This is a genomic window from Aestuariimicrobium sp. G57 (assembly GCF_050110855.1).
GTDB lineage: Bacteria > Actinomycetota > Actinomycetes > Propionibacteriales > Propionibacteriaceae > Aestuariimicrobium.
On the sequence record NZ_JBNINW010000002.1, the window covers coordinates 383,893 to 399,788 of the forward strand.

Consider the following 15,896-nt stretch of genomic DNA (forward strand, 5'->3'; position numbering starts at 1 on the left):
CCAGCCCCCGTCCACCCGGTACATACTCCACCCGGTACATACACAGTTCCATCGCGGTCGCCCCCCGATGACGAGGGACGACGACTCCCCGTGGTGCCAGCCCTGGCCCACGCCCCGAAAGGATCATGATGTCCATTTCCATTCCCGGCGGCTTCAGCAGGCGTGGCCTGCTCACGGCCGGTGTCGCGGCCGGCGCGGTTGGCGTGCTGAGCGCCTGCGGTGGTTCGTCCGCGACCGACACCCCTACCACGACGGCCACCGGCGATGGCGGCAAGGGCGGCTACGACGGCCCCGCCGTCTCGCTCGCCTTCTGGAACGGCTTCACCGGCGGTGACGGTGCCTTCATGAAGAAGCTCGTCGACCAGTTCAACACCGCCAACCCCAACATCAAGGTCAGCATGCAGGTCATGCAGTGGGCTGACTACTACGCCAAGCTGCCCACCGCCGTGACCTCGGGCAACGGCCCCGACATCGCCGTCATGCACGTCGACTCCGTCGCCACCAACGCCGCCCGCAAGATCATCCAGCCATTGGACGACGTCGCGAAGGCACTCGAACTGTCCGAGAACGACTTCGCGCCGGTGCCGTGGAACGCCGGCATCTACAAGGATGTCCGCTACGCCATCCCGCTCGACGTGCACCCGCTGGGCTTCTTCTACAACAAGACGGTGATGGAGAAGGCGGGCCTCGACCCCGAGAAGCCGCCGATGGACCACGACTCCTACATGGACGCCCTCGACAAGTGCAAGGCCAAGGGCATCCAGGGCCACTGGGCCAGCCCGCACCTGTTCACCGGCGGCCTGACCATGCAGTCGCTGATCTACCAGTTCGGCGGTTCAATGTTCAACGAGGCCGCCACCGCCGCGACCTACAACGATGAAGGCTCGGTCAAGGCCTTCACCTGGTTCCAGGACCTGGTCAAGAACGGCCACTCGCCCAAGTCGGTCGCGCAGGACGCCGACTTCCTCGCCCTGCAGAACGGCCAGACCGCGTTCAACTGGAACGGCATCTGGTCGATCAACACGCTGGCCGAGAAGAAGGACCTGCAGTGGGGCGTCGTGCGCCTGCCCAACATCGGCGGCCAGAACGCTGCCTGGGCCGGCTCGCACCAGTTCGTGCTGCCCACCCAGAAGAACGCCGACGAGAACAAGGCGAAGGCCTCTCGCGTCTTCGTCAACTGGATCTCGCAGCAGTCGCTCGAGTGGGCCAAGGGCGGTCAGGTGCCGGCCCGCAACTCGGTGCGCGAGTCGGCCGAGTTCAAGGCCCTCACGGCGCAGAACGAGCTCGCCCAGCAGATCGACTACCTGAAGTTCCTGCCCGCCGTCCCCGGCATCGGTGACGCCGGTGGCGAGTTCGACAAAGCCGTCAACGAGATCATCCTGGGCCAGAAGGACGTCAAGGCCTCCCTTGATGCCGCCGTCGGGCGCGCCACGAAGATCCTCGAGGCGAACGCCAAGAAGTACGCATGAGTGCTGCCACCAGCGCGGCATCCGGAGCCCAGGGCGGGGCGGACCAGACCGGTTCGTCCCGCCCCGGGCGGGCGGCGCACCCGTCCGCTGCGTTGCCCGGCAAGCGGCGCAGCCGGGTGCATGGCAGCCCATGGGTGCCGTGGCTCTTCCTCGCCCCCTTCCTCATCCTGTTCGCAGGCTTCGTCGTCGCGCCGGCGGTCTATGGCATCTTCATCTCGCTGCACGACTGGGACTTCACGTTCGAGAACCGCCCGTTCATCGGGCTGCAGAACTACCGCGACCTGTTCGACCCCGAATCGGTGATCTCGCAGCCGTTCTGGAACGGCATGAAGAACACCGGCCTGTTCGTGCTGATGAGCGTGCCGTTCCTGGTCAGCCTGCCGCTGCTGCTCGCGCTGCTGCTGAACCGCCAGTTCCCCGGCCGCACCTTCTTCCGGGCCATGTTCTTCGCCCCCTATGTGCTGGGCGTCTCGGTCATCGGCCTGATGTGGAGCTACCTGCTCGACGGCCAGTTCGGCTTCATCAACTTCCTGTTCGGCACGAACATCCAGTGGACGACCGAGCAGCCGTGGGCCTGGATCTCACTCGTGGGCGTGACGGTCTGGTGGACGCTCGGCTTCAACGCCATCATTTACATGGCCGGTCTCGCCGACATCCCCACCGAGCACTACGAGGCTGCCTCACTCGACGGCGCCAATGCGTGGCAGAAGTTCGTCAACATCACCCTGCCGGGCCTGCGCCCGGTGCTGATCTTCATCTTCATCACCACCGTGCTGGCCAGCGCCAACATGTTCGGCCAGTCGCTGCTGATCACCAATGGCGGCCCGACGGAGTCGACCCGCACCGTGCTGATGGTGATGACCGACCTGGGCTTCAGCCAGTCCCGGGCCGGTGCCGCAGCAGCCGAGTCCTACATCCTCGCACTGTCCCTGGCCGTGGTCTCGGTCGTGCAGTTCTGGCTGATGCGTGACCGCGGCGCCGCCGAGGAACGCCGGGCACTGCGACGCGCCAACCGGGCACTCAAGCAGAATGGAGGCGCGGCATGACCATGCGCAACCCCGTCATGAAGGTGCTGTTCTATGCGGCACTCGTGCTGATCGCGCTGGTGTTCGTGCTGCCGATCGTCTACATGCTGCTGACCGCCTTCAAGTCGGACGTCGAGGCCCAGTCGGCGCCGCCCACGTTCCTGCCGAAACAATGGACGCTCGAGGCCTACCGCACCCTGTTCAACGACCCGGGGGCACCGGTGCTGACCTGGTTGATGAACTCGCTGGTGGTGGCCTCGATCTATGCCGTCGTCTCGGTGCTGGTCTGCTCGCTGGCCGGGTACGCCGTGGCGCGCATGAAGTTCCGCGGCCGCAACTTCGTGTTCGCCTTCGTGATCAGCATGATGTTCATCCCCGGCTTCGTGTTCCTGATGCCGAACTTCGAGTTCATGTCGAAGCTGGCCTGGCTCGACAGCTACCCGGCGCTGATCGTGCCCGGTGCCGCGAGCGCGTTTGGCCTGTTCTTCATGCGCCAGTTCTTTCTCTCGCTACCCTTCGAGCTCGAGGAATCGGCGCGCATCGACGGTGCGGGCCCGCTGCGGACGTTCTTCTCGATCGTGCTGCCCAATGCCCGCCCGGCACTGATGACGCTGCTGGTGCTGAACTTCCTGGCCAACTGGAACGACTTCCTGTGGCCGCTGTACGTGCTGTTCAGCGAGAACCGGCTCACCCTGCCCGTCGGCCTGTCGCGCCTGCAGGGCAGCTACACCATCAACTACGCCGTCATCATGGCCGGCGCATCCGTGGCCGCCATCCCGGTGCTGATCCTGTTCATCTTCGTGCAGCGCTACGTCATCCAGGGCGTCGCCGCCAGCGGCATCAAGGGCTGAGCCCACCCCCTGATCTTCCCCAGTCCACCCACCCCTTCAACCCACCCGCCCTCACCACCCAGCGCAACCCACCCAGCGCAAGGAGACATCGATGTCCCCCGTACGCCAGACCATCCACCGAACCCACCAGCAACCCCAATCCCGCCACCACACCCGACGATTCCGGGCCCTGTTCGCCGCCCTCGTGGCCGGCGTGCTCGTGCTCACCGCGAGTCCCGCCCAGGCGGCCGCGCCGACCTATACCAATGACGTGTCGGCCTCATTTGCCGACACCTATGCCGACCCCGCCGTCATCCAGGGCAAGGACGGCTGGTGGTATGCCTATGCGACCGCCGACCCGCTGCGCAGCGGGGGGCCCAGCGTCGTCGGGCACATCAGCCGCACCCGCGACTGGGTGACCTGGGACTATGTGGGCCCGATCTTCACCTCGGCCAATCGTCCGGTCTATGCCACCCCGGGCGCCGGGCTGTGGGCACCCGACGTGCGCTACATCCAGGGCCGCTATGTGATGTACTTCACCGTCACCGACACCACCCTCAATGCGGGCGGTGACTACGCCATCGGTGTGGCGACCGCGGACGATCCTGCCGGGCCGTGGACACCCACCGACGCCCCGATCATCGGGCCCAGGCACGGCGGTGACTTCAACTGGTACAACACCATCGATCCGAGCGGGTTCACCGACACCGAGGGCAACCAGTACCTCTATTTTGGTGGCTACTTCGGCGGCACCCACGTCACCCGGCTGACCCCCGATGGCCTGACCGCGGTGGGCGGTACGACCCAGGTCGGGCACTGGGACCGCTATGAGGGCAGCTATGTCGTCGAACACGACGGCTGGTACTACATGATGGCGTCGTCCGCGAACTGCTGCGCCGGCCCTGCGACCGGCTATTCGGTGTTCTCTGGACGAGCCAAATCACCGATGGGCCCCTTCCTCGACAAGGACGGGCGCGACATGAACGCGTCGGTCACCGGCGGCACCCAGGTGGTCACCCAGAACGGCAACCGTTGGGTCGGCGCCGGCCACAATGCCATGCTGACCGACGCATCCGGGCGTGACTACCTCGTCTACCACGCCCTCGACAAGCACAATGCGTGGCTGAACCAGCCCGGCGGGCTGAACCGCCGCCCCATGCTGATCGACCCCATCGACTGGGTCGACGGCTGGCCGGTGGTCAACGCCGGCGCCGGACCCTCGGAAGGCCCGATGCCGGCACCGGTCACCACCTCACTGCTCAGCGCCACCCCGTGGAACCCCGCCGACGGGCTGAGCCGCACCACCACCGTCGCCGACCCCCAGGGCGGCGACTCGGCCAAGCTGAACGGCACCTCGTCGAGCTCGACCGTGCCCGCGGGTGACCTGCGGGTGCGGCTCGACATCAAGGCGAGCGGCCCGACCCACCTGCGGCTGGGCACGAGCAACCAGGTCAAGGTCAAGGTCAGCCCCGCAGAGCACCTGCTCACCGTCGAGGCCGGCGGGCGGACCGCCACCGCGACCCTGCCCGACCTGGTTGGCTGGAACACCCTGGTCGCCGAGGTCGACAACGGCCGCCTGACGGCCTATGTCTCGGCCAGTGACCTGGCCGAACCCTCGGCGATCATCCGGCTCGACCTGCCGGGATTCACGCTGGGTCAGGGGCCGGTGCAGCTGATCGGCACCGGGCTGGTCGACAACCTGACCGCGGCCCGCCCGGCGGTCGAGGCTACCCAGTTGAGCCCGCAGCCGACCGCCGGTGACGTGCTGTTCAGCGACACCTTCACCAGCCAGCTCGGCGCCGGCTGGTCATGGGTGCGCCCGCAGGCCGATGTCAGCGTCAACAACGGCCTGAACTGGCCGCTGAAGTCGGTCGACATCGTCGGCGGGGCCAACACCGGGGCACTGCTGTTGCGCGATGCCCCGTCCGGTGACTGGATCGCCACGGTGAAGTTCACGCTCGACCTGGGGTCTGAAACCAACAACCGCAACTTCCAGCAGGCGGGCCTGTTGGTGCACCAGACCGACAACAACTTCGCCCGGCTGGGCTCGGTCTCGATCTGGGGCACCCGCACGCTCGAGTACGGCCGTGAACTGGCGATGAGCCCCACCGACCCGCGGCTGATCTATGGCGGGGCGATCATCGGGCCCAACGCACCCACCATGTGGATGCGCATCGCCCACCACCAGCGTGCCAATGGCGAGCACCTCTACCGGGCCGGGTTCAGCCACGACGGCGTCACCTGGACCTGGGGCGCGACCATGACCTTTGAGCCGGGCACGACCCAGCGCATCGGCCTGTATGCGGGCGGCGGCGCCAACCCGGCCACCGTCGCCACGTTCCACGAGTTCACCTTGTCGCGGGCGGTTTCTGCCCCCGGCACCTGGCCCAACTGAGGTGTTCTGACCACTGTGACCAAGAAATCCACGGCACCCCTGCGCGTGCTGGCCCTGCTCGTCGCAACCCTCGGGGTTGCGGCGTGCAGCGGCCAGCCCGGCGGGGCGTCCTCGTCCGCGACCACCAGCCCGACAAGCCCCGGAGCGTCCATGACCGGTTTCACCAACCCCGTCTACCCGCTCGACTTTCCCGACCCGCAGATCATCGCCAACCCCGACGGCGGCTACCTGGCCATCGCCACCAACGGCAATGCCATGAACGTGCAGGTGCTGACCAGCCCCGACATGGTCACCTGGACCCAGGGCACCGACGCCCTGCCCTCGGTGGCGCCCTGGTCGAGTTCGGGCAAGGTGTGGGCGCCTGAGATCATCAGGTGGTCCGACGGCAGCTACCGGCTCTATTACACGACCAAGGCACCCGACCCGAACTGGCAGTGCCTCTCGGTGGCCACCAGCAAGACGGTGGCCGGTCCCTATGTGGACGAGTCAACCAAGCCGCTGATGTGTGAAATCGACGAGGGTGGGTCCATCGACGCCAGCCCGTTCATCGATTCGTCCGGCAAGGCCTGGCTCTACTGGAAGAACGACGGCAACGCCAAGGGCGTCGACACCTGGATCAAGGTCGCCCCGCTGGCCGCCGACGGCATGACGGTGACCGGCACCCCGAAGAACCTGTTCAAGCAGGACCTGCCCTGGGAGGGCGAGCTCGTCGAGGGTCCCGCGCTGGTCGAGATCGACGGGGTCGTGCACATGTTCTACTCCGCCAACAACTACGGCTCTGACCGGTATGCGGTGGGGCACGCGGTGGCCGACTCGCCGCTGGGGCCCTTCACCAAGGACCCCGAACCGGTGCTCGCCACCAACGACGTGGCTGCCGGTCCCGGGCACAACCAGCTGATCAAGGTCGGCGACCAGTGGTGGATGGTCTACCACGCCTGGAAACCGGGCGCGGTCGGTGACTCGCTCGAGGGCCGCAAGATGTGGCTGTCGACAGTCGAGTTCAATGGCCGCGCCGTGACCGTCCAACCGCCCACGACTGACCAGCCCACGAAACCGTGAACGGGAGACCACGATGACCACCACCGCCCACCGCACCACTGCGGCGCGACTCGCCTGCACCGAGCCTGCGTCGCAGGGCGACGGCTCCTATCCCCGGCCCACGCTGGTGCGGGGTGCGGCCGTGCTGCTCGACCGCCTGGTCGGGTTCGCGCACGACGACGACCTCGTCGGGCTGCGTGAGCGTTGGTATGCCACCGATGGGCCGTTCACCCGGCAGATCCAGCTGCCGTTCCCGCCCGAGTCGGCGCGCTCAGGCATCGACGAGCCGGGCTTCCACCCGTGTGTGTGGTACCGCATCGAGTTGTCCGCCGATGACCTCGCTGCCGCCGGCCACACCGCTGGACGACGCCTGCTGCTGCATTTCGGGGCCGTCGACTACGACGCGAGCGTGTGGGTCGACGGGCAGCTGGTGGCCACCCATCGGGGCGGCCAGACGCCGTTCGGCATCGACATCACTGATGCGCTCGACCCCTCGTCCGAGCAGCATGTGGTCACCGTGCGCGCCTTCGACGACCCCCACGACGGGCGCCAACCGCGCGGCAAGCAGGACTGGCTCGAACAGCCGCACGCCATCTGGTACCGGCGCACGTCGGGCATCTGGCGCACGGTCTGGCTCGAGTCGGTGCCGCCGACCCACCTGGCGCGTGTGGTGTGGCGCCCCGACATCTCGAACGCGCAGGTCAGGGCCGTGGTCGAGCTCGATGCCCGGCCCCGCACGCCCGTGCAGGTCGACCTGGCCATCGCGTTCGCGGGTGACCTGCTGGCCGAGGCCAGCGTCACCGTGGCCGAGCAGTCGACCGAGGTGGTGCTGTCGCTGGCCAAGGTCACCTCGGGAGTCGACCTCGAGGCCTACCTGTGGTGGCCGCACCGCCCGTCGTTGATGGATGCCGCGGTCGTCGTGCACGGCGTCGACGACACCGGCGACGAGACGTCCGACGAGGTGCGCTCATACCTGGGTTACCGCGAAGTCGGGGTCAACCGTGCAGGGCTGACCCTGAACTCGATCCCGTTCTCGCTGCGCTCGGTGCTCGAACAGGGCTACTGGCCGCAGTCGTGCCTGACCCCGCCGTCGGTGCAGGCGATGAAGGACGAGGTGGCGCTGATCCTCGAGCTGGGGTTCAACTCAGCGCGGATTCACCAGAAGGTCGAGGACCCCAGGTTCTTGTTCTTCGCTGACACCATGGGGCTGACGCTGTGGGGCGAGACCGCGGCGGCGTACACGTTCGATTCGCAGGCCGTCGACCGGCTGACCAGCGAATGGGTCGACATCGTGCGGGCCAACGAGGTGCACCCCTCGGTGCTGGTGTGGGTGCCGTTCAATGAGTCGTGGGGCGTCACGCACATCTCGCGGGTGCCGGCGCAGGCGGCGTTCACCCGCGGGCTGACCGAGCTCACCCGGGCGCTCGACCCGACCCGGCCGGTGGTCTCGAACGACGGCTGGGAGCACACCGATTCAGACCTGATGACCATTCATGACTACGAGTGGCGCGGTGAGGTCCTGGCCGAGCGGTATTCGGCCGACGGGCTGCCGCCGTTGCTCGGCGTGTGTGGGCCGGCAGGTCGTCCGCTGGTCGTCGGCGACCGGCAGCGCAGCGACGTGCCGGTGCTGCTCACCGAGTTCGGGGGAGTGGAGTTCGTCACCGCCCGCAGCGCCGACGAGACCTGGGGCTATTCGTCGGCGTCGGACGCGGCCGACTACGAGGCGCGGGTGCGCGCGATCATCGAACCGGTGCGTCGCTCGCCGGTGCTGGCCGGTTTCTGCTGGACTCAACTCACCGACACCCTGCAAGAGGCGAACGGCCTGTGCGACGAGTTCCGGGTGCCGAAGCTGCCGGTCGAAACCCTGCGTGCACTCATCAAGGGGCACGGCGACTCGCAGATTCCGATCGAGACGATGAATGAGGTGATCAAGGGATGACTGAGGCTACGCAAGCCGGTGCCCCTGAAGAAGTGATCGGCACCACCCGTGACGGACGACCGGTGCGCAGGTTCACGCTGACCGCCCCGAGCGGCGCGCGGCTGCAGGTGCTCGACGCGGGTGCTTCGGCGATGAGCTACCGGCTGGACGGTGAGGACCCGGCGACCGAAATGCTGGTCGGGTTCGACACGGTCGAGGGCTTCGAGAACGGCATTGGTGGCGGCTATTTCGGCGCGGTCGTGGGGCGTTATGCCAACCGCATCGCCGGTGGCCGGTTCACCATTGACGGGGTCGAACACCAGGTCAGCACGAACGAGGGCGGCAACACGCTGCACGGCGGCGTCGAAGGCTTCTCACACCGCACGTGGTCCGTGGTGTCGTCGTCCCGGGACCAGGTGACGTTCGAGCTGACCAGCCCCGATGGTGACCAGGGGTTCCCCGGTGAGCTGGTGGCACGGGCGCGGTATGAGCTGTTGGCTGACGGATTCGCGTTGGCGCTGTCGGCAGTGACCGACCAGGCGACGCCGGTGTGCCTGACCAGCCACCTGTACGTGAACCTGGCCTCGGGTGGCAGCGCATATGACCACACATTGCAGGTGCATGCCGATGAGTGGCTGCCGATCGATGGCGAGTCATTGCCGCAGGCGTCGGGGTTGGCGTCGGTCGAGGGCACGCCGTTCGACCTGCGTGAGCCGGTGCGCATCGGGGACGCCGTGAGCTCTGATGACCCGCAGGTGAGGGCCGTGCGCGGCATTGACCACTCGTTCGAGATTCTCGGGGACGGGTTGCGTGAGGTGGCGGTGCTGACTGAGCCGGTGACCGGGCGGGTGCTGAGGTTGGTGGCTGATGCGCCGGCGCTGCAGGTGTATTGCGGCAACTTCCTGGATGGTTCGCTGGTATCGCGGAATGGTGCGCTGGGGCAGGGGCATGCGCTGGCACTTGAGCCCGATGTGCACCCGGACTCGCCGAACCAGGACTGGGCCGGTGATGTGGTGCTGCGCCCGGGGGACGAGTGGACGAGCCGGATCGAGTGGCATTTCGCGGGGTGACGAGCTGCCTGTGGTGAGCGCGCCGACACCCTCTTCAGTCGTCCTGACACCCTTGTGAGCACGTCGACACCCGTGGGTAGGTGTCGGCGTGCACACAAGGGTGTCGACGTGCAAGGGTGTCGACGTGCAAGGGTGTCGACGTGCAAGGGTGTCGACGTGGGCCGTCGTCCCGGACGAGCGCAGCCGGGAGCACGCCGCTCCCCTGAAATCGCACGCCGCTCCCTCAATGGCCACGCCGCTCCCGGTAATGCCGGGCCTTACGGGAGCGCGGTGAACGGAAAGGGAGCGTCATGCACCTGAGGGGGAGCGTGGTGCGAATGGGTTGACCTGCCGAATCGCCAGCCATCGTGCCGAGCGAGGAGTTGCTCTCAACAGGCGTCGCCGGGACTGAATTCGGGGGAGTAGTTGCGCAGGATGATCGATTCCACTTGCAGGTGGTCGTCGCTTGCGGGGTCACCAGAGAAGAGGAACATCATCTCCAGATCGCCTCGCCGAACCACCCCGTAGGGCATCGAGCTCTGCCCAACCGTTTTGTACTCGACGGTGAGCGTGCCGCTGTACAGGTTGGTGAGCTGGGCCCAGGTAGTGCCGACGCGTGCGCCCTTGTCGGTGGGGAACCGGGATGACTTGACCGAGATGAGCTCGAGGCGATCCGTGTCCTGGTGGAAGAACAGGCCGATGTCGTGCCGCAGGTGTTCTGGTGGCTCGGGTGCTGTGCAGGGGCCGGTCGTCGGCATGTTGACCCACCCCGCCTGCAGCAACTCTTGCCGCGGCGCGCCCCACTTGATGGGGCCGAGGCCGTCGAATCCGAGCTGCCATGTCGACTCGGGCGCAGTTGACCCGGGTGCACTCGTCGCGGTGCCCGTGGACGCGGCCGCCGTCGTGGACGGCTGGGTGGCGGCGGGGCGGAAGAAGCCCGCCTGCCACCAGAGCATGGCGCCGACAACCGCCACGGCGGTGACCACGACGAGCACAATCGGCCAGCGTTCGCGACGCGAGTCGGCTTCGGTGGCATCACCTCGGTGCGGTGCCACCGCATGCGAGGCAACCGGTGCAACCGGTGCCCCCAGGGCCTCGTATCTGGCCCCGCAGCGCCAGCAGAAGGGCTGGTCGCCCGAACGCGGCGCGCCGCATTGGTTGCAGAACCGCATGGGTCCGTCCATGGTGCTCATCGTCAGCCCAGGGTCCAGCTGGCATTGTCGCCGTGGGTGGTCGTGTACTTGGCCGTCTGGGGTGTGCTGTCGTTGGGCAACTCAAAATGCAACCAGCCACTGGCGCAGTCGCCGGGGCTGAGGTCCTTGCCGGAAGGGTAACGAGGGGAGAAGGGATTGCCCTCCACCGGCACGACAGGCTGGTAGCTGGTGCCCTCAGCGGTGATCATTGTCCACGGGATGCTGCCCACGTTCACAGGCTCTTTGGAGCACGTCGTGACCCGGATGCTGGCGGTGTAATAGCCGGGCGCAGAACTCGGGTAGGTCAATTCGAGGTCGTCCACCGTGATGCTGACCTTCGTCATCTCAGCGGTCTGACCCAGACCTGAGCCGGCAACCTTGGCACACGCATCCTCGTCGACGATCATGCGGTTCATCTCTTCGACTGAGGGCAGGGTTGCCCACCCCTGCTCTGCCAGCTTCCACTCGTAGGCGCTCAGGGCGATCTGGTTGGAACCTCGCCTCCGGTCGCTGCAGACAGCGGCAATTGCCTCATCGATGGTGGCGTCGGCGGCCAGCGCCATCGTGCGGGGATTGGAGGCGCGCAGGTCGTCCTCGATCTTCGCGTTGGGGGAGCCATCGTCACACAGCACTGGCCGAAGGGTGCCGTTCTGCATCCTCATCGGCATGGGGCAGTCGTGGCGGGGCAGCTTTCCCTGCGACTTCTTGGCGACTCTGCACGGGTCCTCCTCACTGTCCAGCATCTCCGGGATCTCTGCCGCGGGTCGGAATGTCGTCCAGCCGTGCTCCGCGCGTTTGAACTCATAGGCTTGCGCGAACTGGTAGGAATCCGCGCCGCCGGTCCACACCGTGCACATGGTTTCGACCACCATCGTCCAGGTGGCGTTGGCCGGCAGGGCCATGACCGTGGGGAACCGGGCGGTCAGGTCGGCCCTCACAGCGGGGTTCGGTGACCCGTCGGCGCACAGCACGGAGTCCCAGATGCCGCGCTTGACGGGCACGCCACATGCGGGTTTCGACGAGGTGACTGGTGCGGGTGAACCGGCAGTGTTCGACGGGGTGGTCGCTGCCGTGGTGGGGCTGGTGGTCTGCGAAGTGGTGGCGGTACAGCCTGCGAGCATGGTCAGCGCGAGCAGGGCCGCGACGAGGGGGCGCAGCAACATGGGTCCTTCTTGGTGATGAAAAATGGGCGGAGTTAGCGCAGGACTTCCCACGTGTAGGCGCCTTCGTCGTCCAACATTCTCACGAGGACGATGAAGGAGAGGCCTGTGTCGCGAATGTCTCCGTTGCATCGGAAGCTCGACCCTGCCTCGATCCTGGGTGAGCGTGGGCAGTTGATGGTGACCGGAGTCTGGAGCTCGAGGTACATCTTTCTTTGGATGGTCGTTTCGACTTCATCGGTGTTGAGGGTGGGGGCCCTGTTTGACCAGGCGATGGCTCCAATGAAGATGAGCAGCACAGCCGCGAGCACGGCCGCCACCCAAATACCCGCGTGGCTCGGCCTGGGCGGCTGCAGCAACTGGTGGGGGCTGGGCGTCAGCTGACTTGTCGGGGGGTATTGGACGGCGTGGGCCGGGGCCGCGAAAGCAGCCGTGGTAAAAGTGGGCGCATGAGGCGGGTAGTCGGCGCTGGCACGTGCGGACCCCAGACCAACAGGCATTGGCTCGACGTGCTGCAGCGCAGGGGAGTCGGGTGTTTCAAAAACTGGGGTGCCGCAGTGCCCGCAAAACTTGCTCGTGGCAGTGAGGGAACCGCCACATTGTGTACAGAATGCCATGATTCTCCTGATCGCATCCCAATTGCGACAGGATCCTAGCAGCGCCGGTGCGTGGTCGACCACCAGGGGCTCATTTTCAGTACGAGCGACGATGTGGGCCCAGTCTTCGTCGCCAACCGGGGCATGTTTTGGGGCCCCAAGTTGGAGGAGGGCCAGGCCCGACTGCGTCCCCACTAGCCCAGGTACGTCGGCCCCAGGTGCACACTCGAGCCCGTGTTCAGCCACTTGCCCTTGAACAGCCCGTTGATCACCCGCACGTACTGGCGGCCGCCGACCGTCGAGACGGTGTCGACGAGCGCTGACGACTGGGTCTTCCACTGGCCGTAGACCTCGCTGCCGGCGACATCGAACCCCCGGGCATTCTTCGACACCCCGCGAATCCTCACCCCGGGCTCGAAGAACACCTCGACGGGCTGGGCAAAATCCATCCGGTCGACGTTGAACCCCTCCAGGAATGCCCTGCCCGGCGTCTCGTGGATCCACCATCCCGGCGCCTGCCCGCCGGCGAGCCGGATCCAGGCCCGCTGGTGCTTGTTGGCCCCGGCCACCCCGGCCCGGGCGCCCTGCCGTGAATCAGCCTTCAACCGCGTGTCGGTCTTGAAGGTCACCTGCCAGGTGCGGCCGTCGTCCGAGTCGTCGTCCCACACCTTGCGCAAGGTATAGGTGCCGGCCTTGATGAACACCAGTCCGCCGCCGCGGTGCACCGGGAAGTCGCGTGCCAGCGCGGTCGCCCACCACGCCATGGGGGCATAACCCGTGCGGTCATAGATCGTCCACATCGCCCCCGCATTGGCCGCGTGGTAGAACTTGTGCGTCAGCGGGTCGACCTTGGGGTTGGCGTAATAGAACGAGGCCTGCTGCGGGTTGCGGATCGCCGAGGCGTAATGAGCCGCAGTAGCCATTCCCGCGTGCACCAGCGCCCTTACCTGCTCATGGTGGGTCGCGCTGAACGGCGCCGGATACATCGCGGCCAGTCCGTACAACGCCGTCAGGTGGATGTTGTAGGTCATCGTCGGCGTGCCCCGGGTCGTGGGGAACCCTTCGAACCACAGGTAGCCGGCCTCGTCCTTGGCCGTGACCCACAGGCCCGGGTTGGCGGGGTCGCGCGGCACCGTGAACGCGGCGAACGCCTGCTCGGCGACCCGCACCCACGACGTGTCGCCGGTGAGTTTGTGCATGCCCAGCATCGTCTGCACGACCTGTTGCTGCCCGAAGGCCGACACCCATGGACGAGGCAGGGCGACGCCCTTGTGACTCGTCGGCATGTCATAGGTGGCCCAAAGCGCCCCATTGGCCGGCTTGAGCAGCTGGCGCATGCGGGTGGCCTGGGCGATGGCCGCGTTCAGGTAGCCGGTCTCGCGGGTGATCTCATAGCTCAGCTTGAGTTTGGCGAACCATCCGCCCGATTGCGTCGGGTGGTCGATGAGTTTGCCGTCAGTGCGCCGGTGCAGGATCGTGCCATCAGCCTGCAGCACCTGGTCTGGGGCGGGGTCGTAGCGCAGCGAGACGGGCTTGAACCCGCGGGGCACGTCCGGGGTGTCGGCCGCGCCGAGTGGTGCCGACTTGTTGCCGGACGTCTGCGTCGAGGGTTGGCCGGACGAGCGGCCTTCGTCCTCGAGCAGTGGTGGGGCACCGTCGCCGAGGGTACCGGGGTCGAGGCGAAGGTGGTCCTCGCCCGGGATCAGCGGCGTGTGCCAGGGATGGGCGAAGTGGCGGTACTGGCCGAACGGCAGCAGCAGCGACGAGGTGAAGCCGAACTCGGGGGCGCCGTCGGTGGCGGGCACGTCGGCCATCGCCGGGGACGCCGAGACGCCCAGCACGGACAGCCCTGCGGCGCCGGATGCGCCGAAACCTGCCGCGCCGAGGAGTGTGCGACGGGTCAGCTGGGGGGCTTGGAAGAGGCTGCGTGGGTCGGGCATCACAGGCAAGGATGCTGCCAAGCCCAGATGAGAACAAGGTGAATCTGGGGTGACAAGCTGTTTCGTCACAGTGAAACCCCAAGTCGGCAGGCATGAAGCCGGATCTGTCGGGCCGGTCGCATGATGAGACAACCTGAATGCAGGCTGACAAAAGCCTGTGGAACCCCGGTGGCCCGACGGGTGGTGTCGGCCGGCCCGCTGACGATGGTGGCACTGATGGCACCGATGGGACGGGAGCGTGGCGATGGTGACGGGCTTATTCACGACCCTGCCCGCGATGCTGGGGCTGCTGCTGCTGGGGGTGGTGGGCCTGGGGTGGCCGAGCAGCCCGGCGGCGGGACCGACCCGGCCGCCGGTGTCGAGTGCGCCGGTGTCGACTGCGCCTGTGTCGACTGCGCCTGTGTCGACTGCGCCGTCGATCACCGTGGAGTCGTCCACGGCTGCGTCGTCCAGCGCGATCACCAGCCAACCTGCCGGCCAACCCGTTGTGCAGGCACAGTCGGTGCCGGCACCGGTCAGCGCGGCGACGCACACGCAGCGGCCGCCGATTCGCCACGGGCTTATCCATGCGCCGGGGCAGGACGTCACGCTCGCCGACCTCACGGCCATCTTCGGTGCGAAGGTGTCGACATCGCCGCGTGTGGCCGAGGGGTTGCCGTCGCTCAACCGCGAGATGCGGCTGGCGGGCATCACGACCCCGGAGCGCAAGGCGGCGTTCCTGGCCACCCTGGCCTATGAATCGACGTTTGACTACGCCTTGAACGAGGCCGGGTCCGGTGCGTACTACCGCGGACGCGGCTACATCCAGCTGACGGGTTCGTACAACTATTCGGCGGCGGGCAACCACCTGGGGGTGAACCTGGCGGGCAACCCGAACCTGGCTGCCTCGTTGGAGTGGTCCGCGCCCATCGCCCGCTGGTACTGGACCGTGCACCGGCCGCACTCGAACCAGGCCGCGGACGGCTTCGACATGGGCCTGATCAGCCGATACATCGGTTACGGCGCCTCGAGTTACCAGGACCAGCTGCGCTGCGACGCCTTCAAGCGGGCCTACCAGCACTTCAGCGGCACCCCGGCCCCGGCGTCGACGGTGTGCTACCGGCATTGAGCAGAGGTGCGCGTCGACACCTTTGGGTGCACGTCGACACCTTCCTGCGGGTGTCGGCGTGTTCGTGTGGGTGTCGGGACGGCTGAAGAGGCCGCGGCGTGTTCCGAAGGGTGTCGGCGTCACCACACCCTCCACCACCCAACCACCCCCATCCCACTCGCCCACCCTTGGACTT

At 67.2% G+C, this 15,896-nt stretch carries 12 protein-coding genes; 8 read left to right on the forward strand and 4 right to left on the reverse strand.

Annotated elements, in window-relative coordinates; translation table 11 throughout:
- Positions 1-128: 128 nt before the first annotated feature.
- From ACQCX5_RS05820 to ACQCX5_RS05850, 7 genes are all read left to right on the forward strand, one after another.
- Positions 129-1,469, forward strand: coding sequence for an ABC transporter substrate-binding protein (locus tag ACQCX5_RS05820; RefSeq protein ID WP_434541067.1), 1,341 nt, complete (start codon positions 129-131; stop codon positions 1,467-1,469).
- A complete protein-coding gene (locus ACQCX5_RS05825) occupies positions 1,466-2,515 on the forward strand; it encodes a carbohydrate ABC transporter permease (protein WP_434541068.1) in 1,050 nt (349 codons plus the stop codon). Before ACQCX5_RS05820 ends, ACQCX5_RS05825 begins: the two co-directional genes overlap by 4 nt.
- The gene (locus tag ACQCX5_RS05830) at positions 2,512-3,345 is read left to right on the forward strand and encodes a carbohydrate ABC transporter permease (protein WP_434541069.1); all 834 of its coding nucleotides are present in this window, start codon (positions 2,512-2,514) and stop codon (positions 3,343-3,345) included. Before ACQCX5_RS05825 ends, ACQCX5_RS05830 begins: the two co-directional genes overlap by 4 nt.
- A 91-nt stretch (positions 3,346-3,436) precedes the next feature.
- A complete protein-coding gene (locus ACQCX5_RS05835) occupies positions 3,437-5,719 on the forward strand; it encodes a family 43 glycosylhydrolase (RefSeq protein WP_434541070.1) in 2,283 nt (760 codons plus the stop codon).
- Positions 5,720-5,734: 15 nt separating this feature from the next.
- Entirely contained in the window at positions 5,735-6,778 is a 1,044-nt protein-coding gene (locus ACQCX5_RS05840; protein ID WP_434541071.1) for a glycoside hydrolase family 43 protein, read from the forward strand.
- A 13-nt stretch (positions 6,779-6,791) separates the two neighbouring features.
- Positions 6,792-8,696, forward strand: coding sequence for a glycoside hydrolase family 2 protein (locus ACQCX5_RS05845; protein ID WP_434541072.1), 1,905 nt, complete (start codon positions 6,792-6,794; stop codon positions 8,694-8,696).
- The gene (locus tag ACQCX5_RS05850) at positions 8,693-9,745 is read left to right on the forward strand and encodes an aldose epimerase family protein (RefSeq protein ID WP_434541073.1); all 1,053 of its coding nucleotides are present in this window, start codon (positions 8,693-8,695) and stop codon (positions 9,743-9,745) included. The genes ACQCX5_RS05845 and ACQCX5_RS05850 overlap by 4 nt, the downstream gene beginning before the upstream one ends.
- 368 nt (positions 9,746-10,113) lie before the next feature.
- Here ACQCX5_RS05850 and ACQCX5_RS05855 read toward each other — a convergent pair whose 3' ends face one another.
- The 4 genes from ACQCX5_RS05855 to ACQCX5_RS05870 all read right to left on the reverse strand — a co-directional run bounded on the left by ACQCX5_RS05855 (position 10,114) and on the right by ACQCX5_RS05870 (position 14,613).
- Positions 10,114-10,779 carry a hypothetical protein gene (locus ACQCX5_RS05855; protein ID WP_434541074.1) on the reverse strand — a complete coding sequence of 222 codons (666 nt, stop codon included), beginning with the start codon at positions 10,777-10,779 and terminating at the stop codon, positions 10,114-10,116.
- A gap of 140 nt (positions 10,780-10,919) precedes the next feature.
- Positions 10,920-12,080 carry a DUF4352 domain-containing protein gene (locus tag ACQCX5_RS05860; protein ID WP_434541075.1) on the reverse strand — a complete coding sequence of 387 codons (1,161 nt, stop codon included), beginning with the start codon at positions 12,078-12,080 and terminating at the stop codon, positions 10,920-10,922.
- 32 nt (positions 12,081-12,112) lie between these two features.
- Positions 12,113-12,694 (reverse strand): DUF4333 domain-containing protein, encoded by a 582-nt coding sequence (locus tag ACQCX5_RS05865; protein WP_434541076.1) that lies wholly within the window; start codon positions 12,692-12,694, stop codon positions 12,113-12,115.
- Between the two features lie 173 nt (positions 12,695-12,867).
- Positions 12,868-14,613: a D-glucuronyl C5-epimerase family protein gene (locus ACQCX5_RS05870; RefSeq protein WP_434541077.1), complete on the reverse strand. Its 1,746-nt coding sequence runs from the start codon at positions 14,611-14,613 to the stop codon at positions 12,868-12,870.
- A 400-nt stretch (positions 14,614-15,013) separates the two neighbouring features.
- Between ACQCX5_RS05870 and ACQCX5_RS05875 the strand changes: the two genes are divergently transcribed.
- Positions 15,014-15,721, forward strand: a complete 708-nt coding sequence (locus ACQCX5_RS05875; RefSeq protein ID WP_434541078.1) for a glycoside hydrolase family 19 protein — start codon at positions 15,014-15,016, stop codon at positions 15,719-15,721.
- Positions 15,722-15,896: the final 175 nt, after the last annotated feature.

Excerpts from the sequence above, each read along its gene's own strand:
- ACQCX5_RS05825 (WP_434541068.1), top strand. The coding sequence starts at position 1,466 with ATGAGTGCTGCCACCAGCGCGGCATCCGGAGCCCAGGGCGGGGCGGAC.
- ACQCX5_RS05870 (WP_434541077.1), bottom strand. The coding sequence starts at position 14,613 with ATGCCCGACCCACGCAGCCTCTTCCAAGCCCCCCAGCTGACCCGTCGC.
- ACQCX5_RS05860 (WP_434541075.1), bottom strand. The coding sequence starts at position 12,080 with ATGTTGCTGCGCCCCCTCGTCGCGGCCCTGCTCGCGCTGACCATGCTC.
- ACQCX5_RS05845 (WP_434541072.1), top strand. The coding sequence starts at position 6,792 with ATGACCACCACCGCCCACCGCACCACTGCGGCGCGACTCGCCTGCACC.
- ACQCX5_RS05850 (WP_434541073.1), top strand. The coding sequence starts at position 8,693 with ATGACTGAGGCTACGCAAGCCGGTGCCCCTGAAGAAGTGATCGGCACC.
- ACQCX5_RS05835 (WP_434541070.1), top strand. The coding sequence starts at position 3,437 with ATGTCCCCCGTACGCCAGACCATCCACCGAACCCACCAGCAACCCCAA.
- ACQCX5_RS05865 (WP_434541076.1), bottom strand. The coding sequence starts at position 12,694 with ATGGCATTCTGTACACAATGTGGCGGTTCCCTCACTGCCACGAGCAAG.
- ACQCX5_RS05830 (WP_434541069.1), top strand. The coding sequence starts at position 2,512 with ATGACCATGCGCAACCCCGTCATGAAGGTGCTGTTCTATGCGGCACTC.
- ACQCX5_RS05820 (WP_434541067.1), top strand. The coding sequence starts at position 129 with ATGTCCATTTCCATTCCCGGCGGCTTCAGCAGGCGTGGCCTGCTCACG.